This is a genomic window from Streptomyces sp. TAA040, from assembly GCF_000424845.1.
This window is the reverse complement of record NZ_AUKR01000014.1, coordinates 160,660-176,561: the sequence shown is the minus strand read 5'-3', so window position 1 is coordinate 176,561 and position 15,902 is coordinate 160,660. Positions and strand designations below refer to the sequence as shown.

The 15,902-nt window shown below is 68.6% G+C and carries 12 protein-coding genes and 1 pseudogene; 1 reads left to right on the top strand and 12 read right to left on the bottom strand.

The window, feature by feature from the left end:
* Nucleotides 1-644: pseudogene (locus H300_RS0114730) on the top strand (hypothetical protein); the annotation flags it as partial.
* 139 nt (nucleotides 645-783) lie between these two features.
* Here H300_RS0114730 and ispG read toward each other — a convergent pair.
* From ispG to penM, 12 genes are all read right to left on the bottom strand, one after another.
* Nucleotides 784-1,962, bottom strand: a complete 1,179-nt coding sequence (ispG, locus tag H300_RS0114725; protein WP_037980371.1) for a flavodoxin-dependent (E)-4-hydroxy-3-methylbut-2-enyl-diphosphate synthase — start codon at nucleotides 1,960-1,962, stop codon at nucleotides 784-786.
* Between the two features lie 120 nt (nucleotides 1,963-2,082).
* Entirely contained in the window at nucleotides 2,083-3,873 is a 1,791-nt protein-coding gene (locus tag H300_RS0114720; protein ID WP_028428046.1) for a 1-deoxy-D-xylulose-5-phosphate synthase, read from the bottom strand.
* Nucleotides 3,874-3,902: 29 nt separating this feature from the next.
* Nucleotides 3,903-4,901: a 4-hydroxy-3-methylbut-2-enyl diphosphate reductase gene (ispH, locus tag H300_RS0114715; protein ID WP_028428045.1), complete on the bottom strand. Its 999-nt coding sequence runs from the start codon at nucleotides 4,899-4,901 to the stop codon at nucleotides 3,903-3,905.
* Complete coding sequence (gene ptlI, locus H300_RS26955; RefSeq protein ID WP_037980369.1) at nucleotides 4,898-6,286, bottom strand: pentalenene oxygenase; 1,389 nt, start codon at nucleotides 6,284-6,286, stop codon at nucleotides 4,898-4,900. Before ptlI ends, ispH begins: the two co-directional genes overlap by 4 nt.
* Before the next feature lie 110 nt (nucleotides 6,287-6,396).
* Complete coding sequence (gene ptlA / locus H300_RS0114705; protein WP_028428044.1) at nucleotides 6,397-7,410, bottom strand: pentalenene synthase; 1,014 nt, start codon at nucleotides 7,408-7,410, stop codon at nucleotides 6,397-6,399.
* A gap of 121 nt (nucleotides 7,411-7,531) precedes the next feature.
* Nucleotides 7,532-8,545, bottom strand: a complete 1,014-nt coding sequence (locus tag H300_RS0114700) for a polyprenyl synthetase family protein (RefSeq protein ID WP_028428043.1) — start codon at nucleotides 8,543-8,545, stop codon at nucleotides 7,532-7,534.
* Nucleotides 8,542-9,441: a neopentalenolactone/pentalenolactone F synthase gene (gene ptlD, locus H300_RS0114695; protein WP_028428042.1), complete on the bottom strand. Its 900-nt coding sequence runs from the start codon at nucleotides 9,439-9,441 to the stop codon at nucleotides 8,542-8,544. Before ptlD ends, H300_RS0114700 begins: the two co-directional genes overlap by 4 nt.
* Before the next feature lie 32 nt (nucleotides 9,442-9,473).
* A complete protein-coding gene (gene ptlE, locus H300_RS0114690) occupies nucleotides 9,474-11,228 on the bottom strand; it encodes a neopentalenolactone/pentalenolactone D synthase (RefSeq protein WP_106966846.1) in 1,755 nt (584 codons plus the stop codon).
* A 40-nt stretch (nucleotides 11,229-11,268) separates the two neighbouring features.
* A complete protein-coding gene (gene ptlF, locus H300_RS0114685; protein WP_028428040.1) occupies nucleotides 11,269-12,072 on the bottom strand; it encodes a 1-deoxy-11-beta-hydroxypentalenate dehydrogenase in 804 nt (267 codons plus the stop codon).
* Complete coding sequence (locus H300_RS26950; RefSeq protein ID WP_078516003.1) at nucleotides 12,073-13,626, bottom strand: MFS transporter; 1,554 nt, start codon at nucleotides 13,624-13,626, stop codon at nucleotides 12,073-12,075.
* 60 nt (nucleotides 13,627-13,686) lie between these two features.
* Nucleotides 13,687-14,538 (bottom strand): 1-deoxypentalenic acid 11-beta-hydroxylase, encoded by an 852-nt coding sequence (gene ptlH, locus H300_RS0114675; RefSeq protein ID WP_028428039.1) that lies wholly within the window; start codon nucleotides 14,536-14,538, stop codon nucleotides 13,687-13,689.
* Nucleotides 14,539-14,673: 135 nt separating this feature from the next.
* Nucleotides 14,674-15,870, bottom strand: coding sequence for a pentalenolactone synthase (penM, locus tag H300_RS0114670; protein WP_028428038.1), 1,197 nt, complete (start codon nucleotides 15,868-15,870; stop codon nucleotides 14,674-14,676).
* Between the last annotated feature and the right edge of the window lie 32 nt (nucleotides 15,871-15,902).

Below are 15,902 nucleotides of genomic sequence, written 5' to 3'. Positions count from 1 at the left end.
CTCAGGCATACGCCTTGTGCCAGCTCGACGCGCTCGCGGAGAAGATGGAGCAGAAGACCAAGATCGGTGACCTCACCGCGACGGCCAAGGACGCCGAGTCCGAGGTGCGTGAGTGGCTCGCCGTTCTGGCCCGGTGTTTCCAACTGCAGGACGCGGGCGTCGTGCTCGAACTGGACCGGGTGCTGGACGCGTCGCCGGACGAGTTGAACGGACACCGTCTCGGGCTGAAGGCTGCCCGGAAGGCCCGGATGGAACACATCTCGCGGACCACCGAGCGTCTGGTGGCCAGGATGAATACGGCTGCCGGTACGGCCAACGCCAAGGTGCTGCTGAATCCGAACAAGTCTCCGACCCTGGTCCGGTCGATCAATCACGTCACTACGGACGTCCACGGCTTTCATGCCCGACTCGGGATCGAGTCCGGTTATCAGCCGTCGGAGGCCAGGCGATGGGCGGACGCAGCTACCGAGGCGAGGGACAAGGCGCTTGTGACAGGTGCGAGGCGTGTCGATGCCGCCGTGAGCCTCGGCAACGAGACCCTTGGCCGGGCCGGCTCGGTCACGGAGAAGCTCTCCACAGGTCTCGCCGAGCGAGCCCGCCGTCTGTTCGGGGACAACGAACAAGGCGACAAGAAGAGCGAGTAAAGACGTCGAATTCTCTTCTCGCAGCATCGAGGAGGCCCCCGGCCATGACCTCGGCAGGGGGCACACCGCCATACCGGACCCGGGGGCCAGGCACCCCATCGCGGGGCCACAGAAACGGTAACGGGGGAACGCCGTGTGCTCACGTGGCGCTCTCCGGTTCCGTGGAGTGCGCGGCCTGGGCAGGGTCGTCCGCTTCGTCCTGCTGCGTCTGCTCAGCCAGCTTGAACGCCTCCTCGATGAGCGTCTCGACGATCTTCGACTCGGGTACGGTCCTGATGACCTCGCCCTTGACGAAGATCTGCCCTTTGCCGTTTCCGGAGGCGACGCCCAGGTCCGCTTCCCTGGCCTCCCCGGGGCCGTTCACCACGCAGCCCATGACGGCCACGCGCAACGGGATGTCCATACCCTGCAGTCCGGCCGTGACCTCCTCGGCAAGCTTGTAGACGTCGACCTGGGCGCGTCCGCAGGAGGGACAGGACACGATCTCCAGGCCACGCTGCTTGAGGTTCAGGGACTCGAGAATCTGCAGGCCGACCTTGATCTCCTCAGCGGGCGGAGCGCTCAGCGAGACGCGGATCGTGTCGCCGATGCCCTGGGACAGCAGCGCGCCGAACGCGACAGCCGACTTGACTGTGCCCTGGAAGGCCGGACCCGCCTCCGTCACTCCCAGGTGCAACGGATAGTCGCACCGCTCGGCGAGCTGCTCGTACGCCTCGACCATGACGACGGGGTCGTTGTGCTTGACGGAGATCTTGATGTCGCGGAAGTCGTGCTCCTCGAACAGCGACGCCTCCCACAGCGCGCTCTCGACCAGCGCCTCGGGGGTGGCCTTGCCGTATCTCTTGAGCAGCCGACGGTCGAGCGAGCCCGCGTTGACCCCGATACGGATCGGAGTGCCGTGATCCTTGGCGGCCCGCGCGATCTCGCGGACCTTGTCGTCGAACTGCCTGATGTTGCCCGGGTTCACACGCACGGCCGCGCACCCGGCCTCAATGGCGGCGAACACGTACTTCGGTTGGAAGTGGATGTCCGCGATCACCGGGATCTGCGACTTGCGCGCGATCGTCGACAGCGCGTCGGCGTCGTCCTGCGTCGGGCAGGCGACGCGGACGATCTGACAGCCGGAAGCGGTCAGTTCGGCGATCTGCTGGAGTGTGGCACCGATGTCGGACGTAGGGGTCGTGGTCATGGACTGGACCGAGACCGGGGCTTCGCCGCCCACGGGTACGGCCCCCACGTGGATCTGACGGCTGACCCGACGACGTACCGCTCGGGTCAGCCTCGACGGCACCGTCGGCACTCCGAGATCGACAGGCATGACAGTTCCCCCATGTGATCGGCCGGTCCGGGCCGGACCGGATGCTGGCTGATGACCGCGTGCCGTGTGAAGCCGTGGTTTCGTGGGAGAGCGGCAGCGCCCTCAAGGGTGTGCTCGACGTCAGCCGACGGCGAGGGAGGTGGTGGCTCCGTTCCGGGTCCGCCGTCTGGAGGGCAGAGCCTCCAACAGCGCGTCGGTGAGGTGGCCCGGGGTGAGGCCGCTGGCCTCCAGGACGTCGCCCCGCGAGCCGTGGTCGAGGAAGTGCTGCGGGATGCCGAAGACGTGCACCGGCAGGCCCGCCGAACTGGTCCCACTCAACTCCTGGGCGACGCGTGCCCCCACGCCACCGACCCGACCGTTGTCCTCGACCGTGGCGACCAGCAGGTGATCGAGGGCGAGGCGGGTCAGCTCGGGCGGTATCGGCTTGACCCAGCGGGGGTCCACGACGGTGACACCGATGCCTCGCTCCCCCAGCCGTGCGGCGACCTCGAGACAGGTGGTGGCCATGACACCGACGGAAACCAGCAGAACGTCGGGACGCTCGCCGAGGTGCAGGATGTCCATCTCGCCGAGTGTCTCCACCGCCGGTTGGTCCGCACCGCTGGACCCCTTGGGAAAGCGCAGGGCGGTGGGGCCGTCGTCGTGGGCCACGGCCTCCCGCAGGGCGTGCCGCAGGGTGGCGGCGTCACGCGGGGCCGCCAGCCGCAGTCCGGGCACCAGGTTCAGCAGCGACAGGTCCCACATGCCGTTGTGCGAGGGACCGTCGTCTCCGGTCACCCCGGCCCGGTCCAGGACGAAGGTGACCGGGGCCCGGTGCAGGGCCACGTCCATCAGAAGCTGGTCGAAGGCACGGTTGAGGAAGGTGGAGTACAGCGCGACGACCGGGTGCAGCCCACCGAAGGCGAGTCCGGCCGCGGCGGTCACGGCGTGCTGTTCGGCTATGCCCACGTCCATGATGCGCTCGGGGTGGCGACGGGCGAACTCCCCGAGCCCGGTCGGATCGAGCATGGCCGCAGTGACGGCTACCACGTCCGGTCGTTCGACTGCGAGCTCGGCGAGCTCGGCACCGAACACGGACGTCCAGCTGGGCGCGCTCCCCGGTTTCTGGGTGACGGTGGCACGCACGGCGTGGAAGCGGTCGATGTGGTCCTGCTCCGCGGGGAGGTGACCACGGCCCTTCTCGGTGACACAGTGGACCACCACAGGCGTGCGCAGAGCGACGGCCGCCCGCAGTGCCGTCTCCACCGCCTCGATGTCGTGGCCGTCCACGGGGCCGAGGTAGTCCAGCCCCAGGTTCTCGAAGAGGGTGCGCGGACCGTCACCCGCGCGCAGGTCGGCGAGGTGTCCGGCGACGGCGCCGGCTGTGGGGGCGTAGGAGCGGCCGTTGTCGTTGAGCACCATCACGACGGGGCGTTCCGGGGCGGCCGCGATGTTGTTGAGGGCTTCCCAGGCCATACCACCGGTGAGCGCACCGTCGCCGAACACGGCGACCACGGCGCGGTCACTTCGGCCAAGCAGGGCGTCGGCGCGGGCGAGGCCGTCCGCCCAGGACAGGGAGGTCGAGGCGTGCGAGTTCTCGATGACGTCGTGCGCGGACTCCGCGCGGGAGGGGTAGCCCGACGTGCCACCGGTGCGGCGGAGCGTGGCAAGCGCTTCGGTACGGCCGGTGAGGATCTTGTGGACGTAGGCCTGGTGGCCGGTGTCCCAGAGGATCTTGTCGCGCGGGGAGTCGAAGACGCGATGCAGGGCGATGGACAGTTCGACGACTCCGAGGTTGGGGCCGAGGTGGCCGCCGTTCGCGGTGCAGGTGTCCACCAACAGCTGCCGGATCTGCGGCGCCAGTGTGCGGGCCGCGTGCGGGGAAAGGGCTCTGAGGTCCTGCGGTCCTCGGATCTGCTCCAGGCGTGCCATGACGCGATCCCCCTTGTGCGGTGGTTGATTCATCGCACCCCGTCGGGTGCGGGCGAGACCTCGCCGGCCAGCGGGGTCCGCGGGACGCGGCCACTGACCGGGTCGGCCAGCCGGCCGGGCATGGAGAACACGACGTCCTCGGCGATGCCACGCTGGAGCTCGACCTGGCCGAAGCCGAGTTCGGCCAGCCGGGCGAGGAGCCCCTCGACGAGCACCTCCGGAGCGCTGGCTCCCGCGCTGATCCCGACGGACGACACGTCCTTCAGCAACACCTCTTCGAGGTGTTGTTCGTCGGGCACCAGATGCGCAGCGGCACCGTGGTCACGGGCCACCTCGACCATGCGCAGCGAGTTGCTGGAGTTGCGTGAGCCGACGATCAGAACCAGGTCGTTGTCGCGTGCGAGGTCCTTGACGGCGTTCTGCCGGTTCTGGCTCGCGTAACAGATGTCGTCGCCGGGGGTGATCAGGTCGGGGAAGCGGGCACTCAGGGCCTCGACCACACGCGCGGTCTCGTCGAAGGACAGGGTGGTCTGGGTGAGGACGGCGACCGGTGTGTCGTCCGGCAGTTCGAGGCGCCGTACGTCGTCCTCGGTCTCGATGACGACGATCCTCTCGGGAGCCTCGCCGAGGACGCCTTCGACCTCCTCGTGATCCTCGTGCCCGACGAGGAGGACGGTGCGGTCATCACGGGCGAAGCGCACCGCTTCCTGGTGGACCTTGGCCACCAACGGACAGGTGGCGTCGATGACGTCGAGCTGCCGGCTGGCAGAGGAGGAGCGCACCTCGGGAGAGACACCGTGTGCGGAGAAGACGCAGACCGCGCCCGGCGGGACCTCCTCCTCGCTGTCGACGAAGACCGCGCCGCGCTTCCGCAGTTCCGAGACGATGTGGTGGTTGTGCACGATCTCCTTGCGCACGTACACCGGTGCCCCGTGCAGGTCCAACGCCCGCTCGACGATGCCGATGGCGCGCCGCACGCCCGCGCAGAAGCCGCGCGGCTGGGCCAGGACGACGTTTGCCCCGCTCACGTCGCGTCGCCCCCGGCCGGTGCGGGGACGGTCGTCCGTCGAGGGGTACGCGCGTCCAGCCTCAGGCGCAGCCGGCGCGGATGGTAGACGGTGGTCAACGGGACCGGGCGTATGTCCATACCGGGCTCGCACGTGACCCGCCAGCTACCGAGGATGGTGGCGAGCCCCAAAGTAGCCTCGGTACGTGCGTAGAGGTCGCCGATGCATTTGCGGGCGCCGGTGCCGAAAGGCACGAAGGCGTGCCGGGAGGCCGGCGCGACACGGTCCGGAAGCCAACGGTCGGGGTCGAAATTCGTGGGGTTGTCGAAGGCGCCCTCGTACTGGGCGACGGCGGCGGGGCTGAAGACCACGGTGGAGCCGGGCGACAGCTGACGGCCCGCCAGCTCGGTCGGTGAGACGGTGAGGCGCGTGAACAGCCAGGCCGGCGGGTGCAGCCGCAGCGTCTCGGAGATGATCCGGTCGGCCAGGGAGAGCTTCGGCAGGTCCTCCCACTCCGGGGCGCGGCCGTCGAGGACCGTGTCGATCTCGTCGTAGAGCGCGGCCTCAATCTCCGGGTGCTGGGAGAGAAGGTAGAAGACCCAGGTCAGGGTACCGGCCACGGTCTCGGTACCGGCAGCCATGACAGTGATGACCTGATCGTGGATCTCCTTGTCGCCGAGCCGGCCGCCGTCGTCGTCGCGCGAGGCGATCAGGGCTGCGAGCAGGTCGTCGCGCTCGCCTTCGGAGCTGCGGTAGTCGTCGACGAGCTGCTGCGTGGTCTGGTGCAGGAAAGCCAGGTTGCTCCGGTAGCGGCGTTGTGAGGGCAGGGGCAGACGACGGATCGAGGCCGGCATGAACATCTGCCGGAACAGGCCGTTGAGCACGACGTCGAAGGAGCGTTCCACCTTCGCCGTGAGCTCGGGGCTGACGGGCGTGGAGTACAGGGTGCGGCCGACCGTCCGCAGCGCCATGCCGTACATCTCCTGGAACGCGTCGACGACCGTGCCGTCCCGCCAACGCGACGCGGTGTCCTCGATCTCAGCCCGCATGGCCTCGGCGTACCGCTTGAGTTGGCCTCGGGTGAACGCGGACTGCATCAGCCGGCGTTGGCGGCGGTGGTCGGAGAAGGGGCAGGTGACCAGGCCGTTGCCGGCGATGTCACGCGCGCGGTCGTAGAAGACGCCACCCTTGTCGAAGACGCTGTCGTTGGTCAGGACGTGGCGCAGCAGTTCGGGGTGGGTGGGGACGTAAGCCGTGATGGGGCCGATCCTGATGTCGACCAGGTCGCCGTGGGCTGACAGTGAGGTCATGAAGTTCACGGGGTGACGCATCATCTGGAGGGCGTGCCCCACGACGGGGAGCGCCCCGGGCGCCGTTCCCGCCGAGAAGGTGGTCTGCTCGGTCATTTGGTCCTCAACTTCCTGTCTGTGCAGGTCTGTTGGCGACTGCTTGCGGACCGTCGACAGCTGTGCCGCCGCTCGGGCGCGTACGCTGCTCTCGTGCGGTCCCGCGGTCGCTAGCGGGCGGTGCTGCCGAGCTCCTCCAGGTAGCCCTGGGCACCGGCGGCGAGCGCGAACTCGGCGTCGTAGCGGCCCGAGGAGCGGTGCCAGTCGTAGGAACCTCGGATCACGGTGCGCACCGCGTCGTCGCGGTAGCGCTCCAGGGCATGGCGTTCGGCCTCGTCGAGGCGGTAGGTGTCGGCGACCCGCGGCAGGCAGGACTCCAGCACGAGGTACTGCTCCAGGCGTACGCGCACCTCGTTCTGGATGTGGGCGACGCTGCGGTCCGTGGACCACCCGTGCTCCCGGCGCAGGATCATGACCATGTTGTTCTGCTCGCCGCGCGCCTCTTCCTTCTCCAGCGAGGCGATGTCGTTCAGCAGCAGGTTGACGTCGGCGGCGATCTGGAGCACCGCGGAGAGCACCGCGCTGTCAAGGACCCGGTGCGGCACTTCGAAACGGCCCGCGCGCTCCGCGAGGTCGACCGTCGGCTGCACTCCGATGGTCTGCCGACGCATAACCAGGTATTGGGCGGCGGAGTCGTACGGTGCGTCCCTGAAGCGGCTGTCCGTCTCGACGACGTAGCCGTCGAAGTAGCTGCGCCAGTGTCGGGCGCTGCGCGCGCACCAGGCGGGCGTCATGCCCTCGCAGGTGCGCCGCCAGAGGTCGGCGAAGCCGTGTGCGATGGGGGGCGCGGTGTCGGGGAGGGGGCCGTCCAGAGCCGCCGCGACCGCGTCGGTGAGCTTCCTGGTCTCCTCCGGGTTCTCACCACGCGGCCCGTCGAAGAGGTCGTCGAAGAGGAAGAACCAGGACATCAGGTCGACGCCAAGGTCCAGCTCGGCTCCAGTGGCGTGGGGGTAGAAGCGGGAGGCCAGGTCGGCGTAGCCGCCGCGCAGGTGACGTGTCGCCGCCTCCTCGGATTTGATCAGTCCCAGCGAGCGTGGCCATACGAGCTGTTCGGTGTCTGCGCGGACGTGATCCGGGCTCTGCCGAGTCGGCAGGGGTATGTGGAAGTCGATGTCCTGTGGCATGGCAAATCCTTGGTGGTGGGTGGGAGTTCAGAGGGATCGGTGGGGCCCTTGTCAGGGGGCCTCGCCGGTCGGAGGTCGCGGGGCGGATAGGCGGGGGCGGGGGCGGAGGTAGGCCTGGGGATCAGACCTCGCGGTCGACGACGAACCGCCCGAGCGCGAGGAGTTCGCCCCGCGCGCCGGTGTCCAGCTCGACGCCGCGCAGCGCGTCCTCGGCCAGCGCCATCCGCCGGGCGGCCTCGGTCAGTGCCCAGTCCCGGCCGCCGGCGGCCTCGATCAGGCCGGCCACACGCCGCAGTTCTCGCTCGTCGGGCTCGCCGGGGGTGTTGAGCCAGGTGTCCAGCTCTTCTCTGAGCGGACCGTCCTGGTTCAGCGCGTGGCTTACCGGAAGGGACTTCTTACGGGCACGCAGATCGGAGTGGACCGGCTTGCCGGTGACGGCCGGGTCGCCCCAGATGCCGAGAACGTCGTCGACGAGCTGGAACGCGACGCCGACCTGGTCGCCGTAGAGCGCCAGCGCCTCCACCGTCGTCTCAGGTGCTCCGGCGAGAACGGCGCCGATCGAGGCGCTCGCCGACAGCAGTGCGCCCGTCTTGCCCGCTGCCATGTCGACGCACTGCTCGACCGTGACGTGGCGGCGCTGCTCGAATGCCAGGTCCTGGACCTGGCCGCGGATCAGGTGCCGGGTGGTGCGTGCCAGTAGCCGGGCGGCCGGCGCCGCCGTCGGCAACTCGGTGTCCAGCAGCACCTCCTGGGCAAGCGCCAGCATCGCGTCACCGGTCAGGACGGCGCTGGAGGTACCCCACAGCTTCCAGACCGTGTGCCGGTGCCGGCGCTCCTCGTCACCGTCCATCAGGTCGTCGTGCACCAGGGAGAAGTTGTGCACGAGCTCCACGGCCACCGCGCCGGGCAGAGCGACCTTGGGCGGCGCGCCGACCGCCTCAGCCGACAGCAGCGCGAGCGCCGGCCGCACGGCCTTGCCGGCGTCGGCCGTGGTGGGCACACCGCTGGCGGTGACCCAACCGAAGTGGTAGGCCGCCTGGTGACGTGAGCGGCGGTCGAGCCGGTCGACGGCGGCACGCAGCGCCGGGGTGATCGTGAGTCGGCTGTGGCTGAGGCAGGCGGGAGCGGCGCTCATAGGGTGACCTCCGCGTGCCAGGGGGCGTTCGGGTCGTTGAAGATGCTCACGACCTGGCGCATGACGCGCCGTTCGGCCGGGTCGAAGGGCTGCTTGGCGTGGACGGTGCCGAGTTGGTCCCACATGACGATGTCCCCGGGCTGCCAGGTGTGGGCGTACGTGTGCTGGGGCCTGCCCGCGTGCGACAGCAGTTCTTCGAGCAGCTTGCGGCTGTCGTCGGGAGTGAGGTCCACGATCCGTTTGGTGTTCAGGGTGCTGACGTAGACCGACTGACGGCCTGTGCGGGGGTTGCGGGCGATGAGGGGATGGATGGTGGAGGTGCCGTCCTCGGGCTGGATGTGTGCGGCACCCTCTTCGAGGGACACCTCCCCCTGGAGCTCCTCCTCGATGGTCTCCTCGTACCCGGTGCGCAGGGCGTGCCGGACCCGGAGGGGGTGCAGACGCAGGCGCTCCTCGGGCGAGAACGACTCGTACAGGGCGTACATGTCGGTGAAGTGCGTCTGTCCGCCGCCGGAGGCCGGCACTTCCATCGCCTCCAGAAAACCGAGCTGGGAGACACGGGGGCGGAAGGAGTAGTCGGTGTGCCAGGCCATCCACTCCGCGTCGCCCACACCGATCTTGCGGCCGTCCTCCACCAGGTTGGAGACGATCAGGATCTCGTTGTGGTCGGGGTGTGCGCCCCTGGTCAGACCGGTCTTCGGGATGTGCCCGAAGAGGCGCCCGAAGGCCAGGAACTGCGCATAGGTGGGGGTTTGGTGGCCACGGAAGACGAGCACGAGATGTGCGTCGAGCGCTGCCCAGATCTCCGCTAGTCGATTCTTGTCCATGTCGCCTGTGACACGGGCGCCGTGCACAACAGCGCCGAGAGCGACGCCGGGTAACGGCGTGATGTCCATGGGCGTTGCCGCCTTTCGCCGAGGGGATGGGGTCAGCGCAGTTCGAGCCCAGCGAGGTCGCCCGCCTCACGCCAGCGCCTGAGGATGTTCACGAACTCCACCGAGCCGCCGCCGTAACTGGAGTTGAGCAGGGGGAGCCCGTTGGGGTCGCCCTCGTTGTTGTAGAGGCCGGGTGTACAGTTCTCAAGGAAGTCGTTGTCGTTCGCGGCGAGCCGGAGGATCTCCTCGACCCACTCCTTCTCGCCGGCCTCGGAGGCTTCCACCACCTGAGAGCCGCGCTCCTCGACGGACTTGACGATGTGTGCCAGATGCCGGGTCTGCTCGCCCAGCATGTAGGCGATGTTGACGTGCCGGCCGGCCTGGACCTTGGACAGGATGAAGCAGTTGGGAAAGCCGCTCACCTGCAGCCCATGCAGGGTGTGCGCTCCCCCCACCCACTTCTCCGACAGCCTCCCGCCATCCCGGCCGACGATGTCGTAGCCGGCGCGGTCGGTGTACGGGACGGCGAACTCGTGCTCGTAGCCGGTGGCGAAGACCAGGCAGTCGACCGGGTACTCCTGGCCGTTCGCGACCACCCCGGTACGGGTCAGCCGCTCCACGCCCTGCCCCTGGGTGTCGACGAGCGTCACGTTGGGCCGGTTGAAGGTCTGGAGGTAACCGTCGTGGAAGCAGGGGCGCTTGCAGTACACGCGGTAGTACGGCTTGAGGGCTGCGGCGGTCGCTGGGTCGGTGACGACGCTATCAATGCGGGCGCGTAGCTCCTCCATCTTGTGGAAGTCCGCCCGCTCGGCCGCGAGAGCCCGCTCCTTCGGGTCGCCCTCGGTGTCGCCGGTGGGCAGAATCGCCGCTGCCAGCTGTGCCGTTGTCTGGGTCCAGCGGTCCTGGACCAAGTCCTCCTCCTGCGGGACGCCGGAGGTCAACGCGTGGAAATTCTCCATCCGGCGCTGCTGCCAGCCAGGCTCGAGGGTGTCCACCCAGTCGGATGTGGTGGGCCGGTTGCCGCGAACGTCGACCGTGGCCGGGGTGCGTTGGAAGATGACCAGCCTCTCGGCCCATTCGGCGAGGTGCGGGGCGAGCTGGATGGTGGTCGAGCCGGTGCCGATGACTCCGACTGTCTTGTCCGCCAGCTTGGTCAGGCCGCCGGTGCTGTCGCCGCCGGTGTAGTCGAAGTCCCAACGGCTGGCGTGGAAGGAGTGTCCGGCGAACGTCTCCAGGCCGGGCAGCCCGGGAAGTTTGGGACGGTGCATCAGACCGATCGACATCGCCACGTACCTGGCTCGGAACAGGTCTCCGCGGTCGGTGCTCACCAGCCACCTTCCTGCCGACTCGTCCCAGCGGAGCTCGGTGACGGTGGTCTGGAAGAGAGCGTCGCGGTAGAGCGCGTACCTGTGGGCGATCTTCTGGAGGTGGGCGAGTATCTCGGGCCCGGTGGCGTACTTCTCGGTGGGTATCGTGCCGATCTCTTCGAGCAGCGGCATGTAGACGTAGCTCTCGACGTCGCATCGGACGCCGGGGAAACGGTTCCAGTACCAGGTGCCACCGACGTCGCCTGCCTCGTCGATCAGCCGGATACGCTCAAGGCCGGTCTCCTTGCGCAGGTGGGCGCCGGTCAACAGCCCGCCGATGCCGGCCCCCACGACGGCGATGTCCACCTCATCGGCAAGCGGCTCGCGTTCCTGCCAGCGCGTGTAGGGGTCTCGCGCGTAGCGGCCGAAGTCACCGCGCGCGGATTGGTAGGTGCGACCGACGCTGCGCTTGTCGCGTTCCTGCCGGTACTTCTCCCTCACCGCTTCCAGGTCGATGGTCGGTTCTTCGTCGCCTCGTTCGTCACTTTCGTCGCGAGCCACAGCTCTCCTTGGAGAAGGGGGGTGGAAGGGAAACATGACGCAACACGTCGTCGAACTGATCGCCCAGCCGCAGCCGGGCATCGGAGTTGGTGAAGAGGTAGAAGCGGTCGGAGCCGAGCGCGTCCCACACCAGCTCGGCGACGTCCTCGGCGCTCACCGTGGTGTCGCCGCCCGCTCCACGCGGGGCGGTCAGGCCCTGGACCATGGGGGTGTCAACGCGGCCCGGACACAGCACCGACACCCGCACCCCACTCCCCTGCAGATCGGCGCGCAGGCTGCGTGAGACCGCGAGGTCGGCGTGCTTGGAGGCGGCGTACGCGGCGCTACCGGCGCCGACGACGAAGGCGGACATCGAGGCGGTCTGGATCAGATGGGCGGGCCGTCCGCGCTCCAACAACCGCGGGACGAAGGCACGGGCCACCAGGACGTGCGCCCAGTGGTTCACCTCGAATACCTGCCGCATCCGCTCCAGCGGCACCTCCCACAGCGGCTTTCCCACCGGGCCCAGGACCCCGGCGTTGTTGCACACCACGTCGATGTCACCGAGCACGTCGAACGCCGTGTCCGCGAGCCGGCCGACGGCTTCCGGGTCGGTCAGGTCGGTGGGCACGGCGGTGACCTGGGCGCCCTGTGCGGCGAGTTCGGCGGCCCGGCGGCGCAGTGTGTCATCGTCGACGTCCGCCATCACCACGCCGACGTCGGACCGTGCGAAACGGGTGCTGAGGGCGAGGCCTATTCCGCCGGCCGCACCGGTCACCACGGCCGTCCGCGTCTGTAAGTGCACTTAGTTGCCTCCGCTTCTTCCTGTGGGCTGGCCGGGGGACGGCGCGCCGTTGTCCACGAGGCGGTCCGGATCAGAGCGTGCGGGTCGACGGGCGCGGGAGCCAGCTGGGTCGGGGAGCTTCAGGCTGATCACGAACACGGTCAGCGAGAAGCACACCAACAGGCCAAGCACGAACACGGCCGCCGACACCGTCGACAGCGAAGCGGACAGGGAGAGATAGAGCGTTCCGCCGATGGTCGTGCCCAGTGCGGTCGCCATCTGCTGGCTGGTCACCAGTACGCCGCTCCCCATGCCGGCCTGCGCGGGAGGTACGTCGGCGAGGATCATCCGAAACAACGTCGGGCCGATCAGCGCCGCGCCAACGCCGAAGAGGGCGATCCCGACGAGCACGAGCGCCAGCGAGGGACGTGGCCAGCCAAGCCAGATCACCAGCGCGAGCAGCAGCAGACCCACGCTCTGCACAAAGGCGCCCAGGGTGACGATCCGCCCTCCCAGGGCCGCCACGATCCTCGGGGTGAACTGCACCACCACAAAGAACGCCGCGGCGAACGGGGCCAAAGCACCGCCTGAGGCGAGCCCGCTGAAGCCGAAGTGGCCCTGCGCGAGCAGCGCGTAGACGAACAGGAAGGCGCCGAACCCAGCTGAGAACGGCACCATGGCCGCCAGTCCTCGGCGCATCCCCGGATGGGACAGCACCGTCGGGGAGAGCAGCGGTGAGCCGCCGCGAGTCTCCAGTGCGCGTTCGGCCCGCACGAGGGCCAGCGCTCCCACTGCGGCGATCGCGAGCAGCGACCAGAGCCACAGCGGCCAGCCGAGGTCGGGCCCCGCCACGACCAGGGTCAGGAGAGAGACCATGGTGACACCGAACAGCGCGGTGCCCAACGGGTCGAAGCCCGGCTTCGTGTCGCCCCTGGTGGCAGGGACACGCCGGACGGCCAGGAGCGCGGCCACTCCGATCGGCACGTTGATCACGAAGACCGACCGCCAGCCGATCCCGGCGACGTCCAGCGAGACCAGCAGGCCCCCCAGGATCTGCCCGATGACCATGCCGAGGGCGGCGGTCGTGCCGTACATGCCGATCGCTCGGGCCCGTACCTGTCCCTCGGTGGCCGCCTGGATCGTCGCCAGCACCTGCGGTACGAGCATGGCCGCGGCGGCACCCTGCAGCAGCCGGGCCACGATGAGGAACTCGATCGTCGGAGCGAGTCCGCACAGCGCCGAGGTGACGGTGAACGCCGCGAGTCCGTAGGCGTACAGGCGCCGTCTGCCGAAGGCGTCGCCCAGACGTCCGCCCAACACCAGCCCGAGGGCGTAGGTGAGCACGTAACCGGAGACCACGAGCTCCAATGCAGCGGGGCCGCTGTGGAGGTCGTTGCTGATCGAGATCAGCGCCACGTTGACGATGGAGGCGTCCACGATGGACAGGGCGTACCCGGTGAGCACCACCACGAGGGCGATGCCACCGAGGCCAGAGGCTTCCGGTTTCCTTGCGGCCGAGGGCTCTGGTGTCGCGCTGGGCCCCTGCGGAGGGGAGAGGCCCTCGCGTTTCGTCATGCGCTGCCTACCCGAGCATGTGTGAGGAACGGTTGGGGTGGATGCGGGAGGGTGACGACGTCACTCGACGCTGGACGGCGTCCCGGTGATCTTCGACATGATGCCCTTGGAAGGGTCCTTCGCGGACTCCGGCCAGGGAGTCAGGGCGTTGAACCCGCGATGTGAGGAGGCGGGCTGGATACGAGTGTCCATCGACATCCGCATGCCCGCCGGGTTCACCGAGACGTTCGGGATGGACTTGTGGCACGTGAAGGCGTGGAAGACGATCACGTCGCCCGGTTCCATCGGCGAGAACAACAACCGTTCATCCGCGTCGAGTTGCTCCGCCGGGACACCACGCACGGCGTGGCCGAAGCGGCGGAAGTTCTCGGTGACGACGTGCTCGCGCGGGCCCTTCTTGTGGCTGCCGTCGGCGAGGGCGACGCCGCCTCTGCCGGAGGTTGTCGGGAGCAGCGGTATCCAGACGGTGCGGAAGTCCTTGTTCGGGCCGATGTAGAAGCCGTCCTGGTGGAGCGGCGTGAGGAAGGTCGGCTCCTGCGAGCCCGCGGCGGAGGGGTAGTAGCGGATCGTCGTCGACTTGAAGACGAAGACGGGCTCGCCGAAGACCTTCTCCCAGACCTTGAGACTCGAAGGGTGGTTCCACAGGTCGTCGTACTCGGCGTAGTCGTGCATCGCCACCTCGTCGACTGCCTCGAACGACTCGATGGACAGGGTGTCGAGTGTGGTGCCCGGGACGGCGTGGCCGAGCGCGACCAGGCCCTCGAGTATCTGCTCGGCGACGGCCCGAACGAGTTCACGGTCCAGAACGCCGTGTAAGTAGAGGTAGCCGTGCTCCTCGTAGAACTGGTCGAGGGCCTCACGGTCGTCGAGAAGGGGCGTGCAGTTGACGTAGTCGCTGAAGGTATCCGTCATGGTTCCTCGTCCTCGTGACTCTGCGTGGGGAAGGAGCGTCAAACGTCCGGGCGGACCGAAGGATTCGATCTTGCGGTACATGCCACCTGTGACCTTGACCGGTGGGTGGCCGTGTGTTCGCTCGTGCGATGTCACTCAGAAGGTGACGGGGAGTTCGTCGAACCCTCCTGTGATTCGGTGCTCCTGCCAGCGCAGCGAATCCTCCGGGACCGCGAGCCGTAGGTTCGGCAGTCTGCGGAACAGCCGCTCGAAGACCGCGGTCAGCTCGATCCGGGCCAGCGTGCGGCCGATACAGTGCCGGGCGCCGTGGCCGAACGACAGATGTGACATGGGCTTGTCCCGGGTGAGGTCGAGCAGGCTTCCGCCGGGGAACGCCCGTTCGTCGATGTTGGCCGCACCGATAGCCAGCCTCACCATGTCCCCGGCCCGGATCACCGTCTCGCCGACGGTGATGTCGCTGTGCGCGTAGCGGGGTATGAGCGCGTTGGATCCCTTGCCTCCAACGGCCAGGCGCAGGATCTCCTCGACCGCGGCTGGCGCGAGCTCGGGGTTCTCGGCCAGCTGGGCACGCTGCGCCGGGTTGCGCAGCAGCAACAGCGTGCCCAGGTCGATGCGCACGATGGTGGTCTCGTAGCCGAACAGCAGCACGGCGTTGCCCAGGTGAGCGATCTCCGCGTCGGACAGTGCGCCGTCCTTCTCCGCGATCAGCTCGGACAGGATGTCGTCGCCCGGATCGACTCGCTTACGCGCCACAAGCTCCGTCGTGTAGTCGACAACCTTCTGATAGGTGTTCGTCGAGTGCTGGTTGTCGCTGTGGTCGAAGGTGCCTCGCGCCCACTGCCCGAACCGCTCCCGGTCGGCCAGCGGCACGCCCAGGAGGTCGCAGACCACCATGGTCGGCAAGGGGAACGACAACACCCGGTGCAGATCTACCGGTGGAGTGCTGGCAGCCAACTGGTCCAGCAGCTCGTCCACGTGCTGTTCGATCCGCGCCTTCATCAGGTTCATCCGGCGCGTGGAGAACCGGGGCACGAGCAGCTTGCGCATCTGCCCGTGCCTGGCGGTCTCGGTGTCACAGTCCTCCCCAGCCATCAGCGCGACCATGAATCCCCTGGCCGCGCTCTGGGCCGCCCGTTCTCGGTCGGGATTGCTGAGACGGAGACGACGGTCGGCGAGTAGCGTCCTCACCTCGTCGTAGCGGGTGACCAGCCAGGCGTCCCCACCAGCGGTGCGCACCTTGGTGATCGGCTGCTCTCGCTGCAGTGCGCGCATCTGGGGTGCGATGCCGAGCACGCTGGGGTTGTCGAAAGGTAACTCGGGAGGTTCCTTCATCTCGTCCGTCCTTGTGGCGTCGCGTGGGGGGT

What these genes read in the sequence shown, in the direction of transcription:
- ispG (WP_037980371.1), bottom strand. Translation starts at nt 1,962, where the DNA reads ATGCCTGTCGATCTCGGAGTGCCGACGGTGCCGTCGAGGCTGACCCGA.
- H300_RS0114720 (WP_028428046.1), bottom strand. Translation starts at nt 3,873, where the DNA reads ATGGCACGCCTGGAGCAGATCCGAGGACCGCAGGACCTCAGAGCCCTT.
- ptlI (WP_037980369.1), bottom strand. Translation starts at nt 6,286, where the DNA reads ATGACCGAGCAGACCACCTTCTCGGCGGGAACGGCGCCCGGGGCGCTC.
- ptlA (WP_028428044.1), bottom strand. Translation starts at nt 7,410, where the DNA reads ATGCCACAGGACATCGACTTCCACATACCCCTGCCGACTCGGCAGAGC.
- H300_RS0114700 (WP_028428043.1), bottom strand. Translation starts at nt 8,545, where the DNA reads ATGAGCGCCGCTCCCGCCTGCCTCAGCCACAGCCGACTCACGATCACC.
- ptlD (WP_028428042.1), bottom strand. Translation starts at nt 9,441, where the DNA reads ATGGACATCACGCCGTTACCCGGCGTCGCTCTCGGCGCTGTTGTGCAC.
- H300_RS26950 (WP_078516003.1), bottom strand. Translation starts at nt 13,626, where the DNA reads ATGACGAAACGCGAGGGCCTCTCCCCTCCGCAGGGGCCCAGCGCGACA.
- ptlH (WP_028428039.1), bottom strand. Translation starts at nt 14,538, where the DNA reads ATGACGGATACCTTCAGCGACTACGTCAACTGCACGCCCCTTCTCGAC.
- penM (WP_028428038.1), bottom strand. Translation starts at nt 15,870, where the DNA reads ATGAAGGAACCTCCCGAGTTACCTTTCGACAACCCCAGCGTGCTCGGC.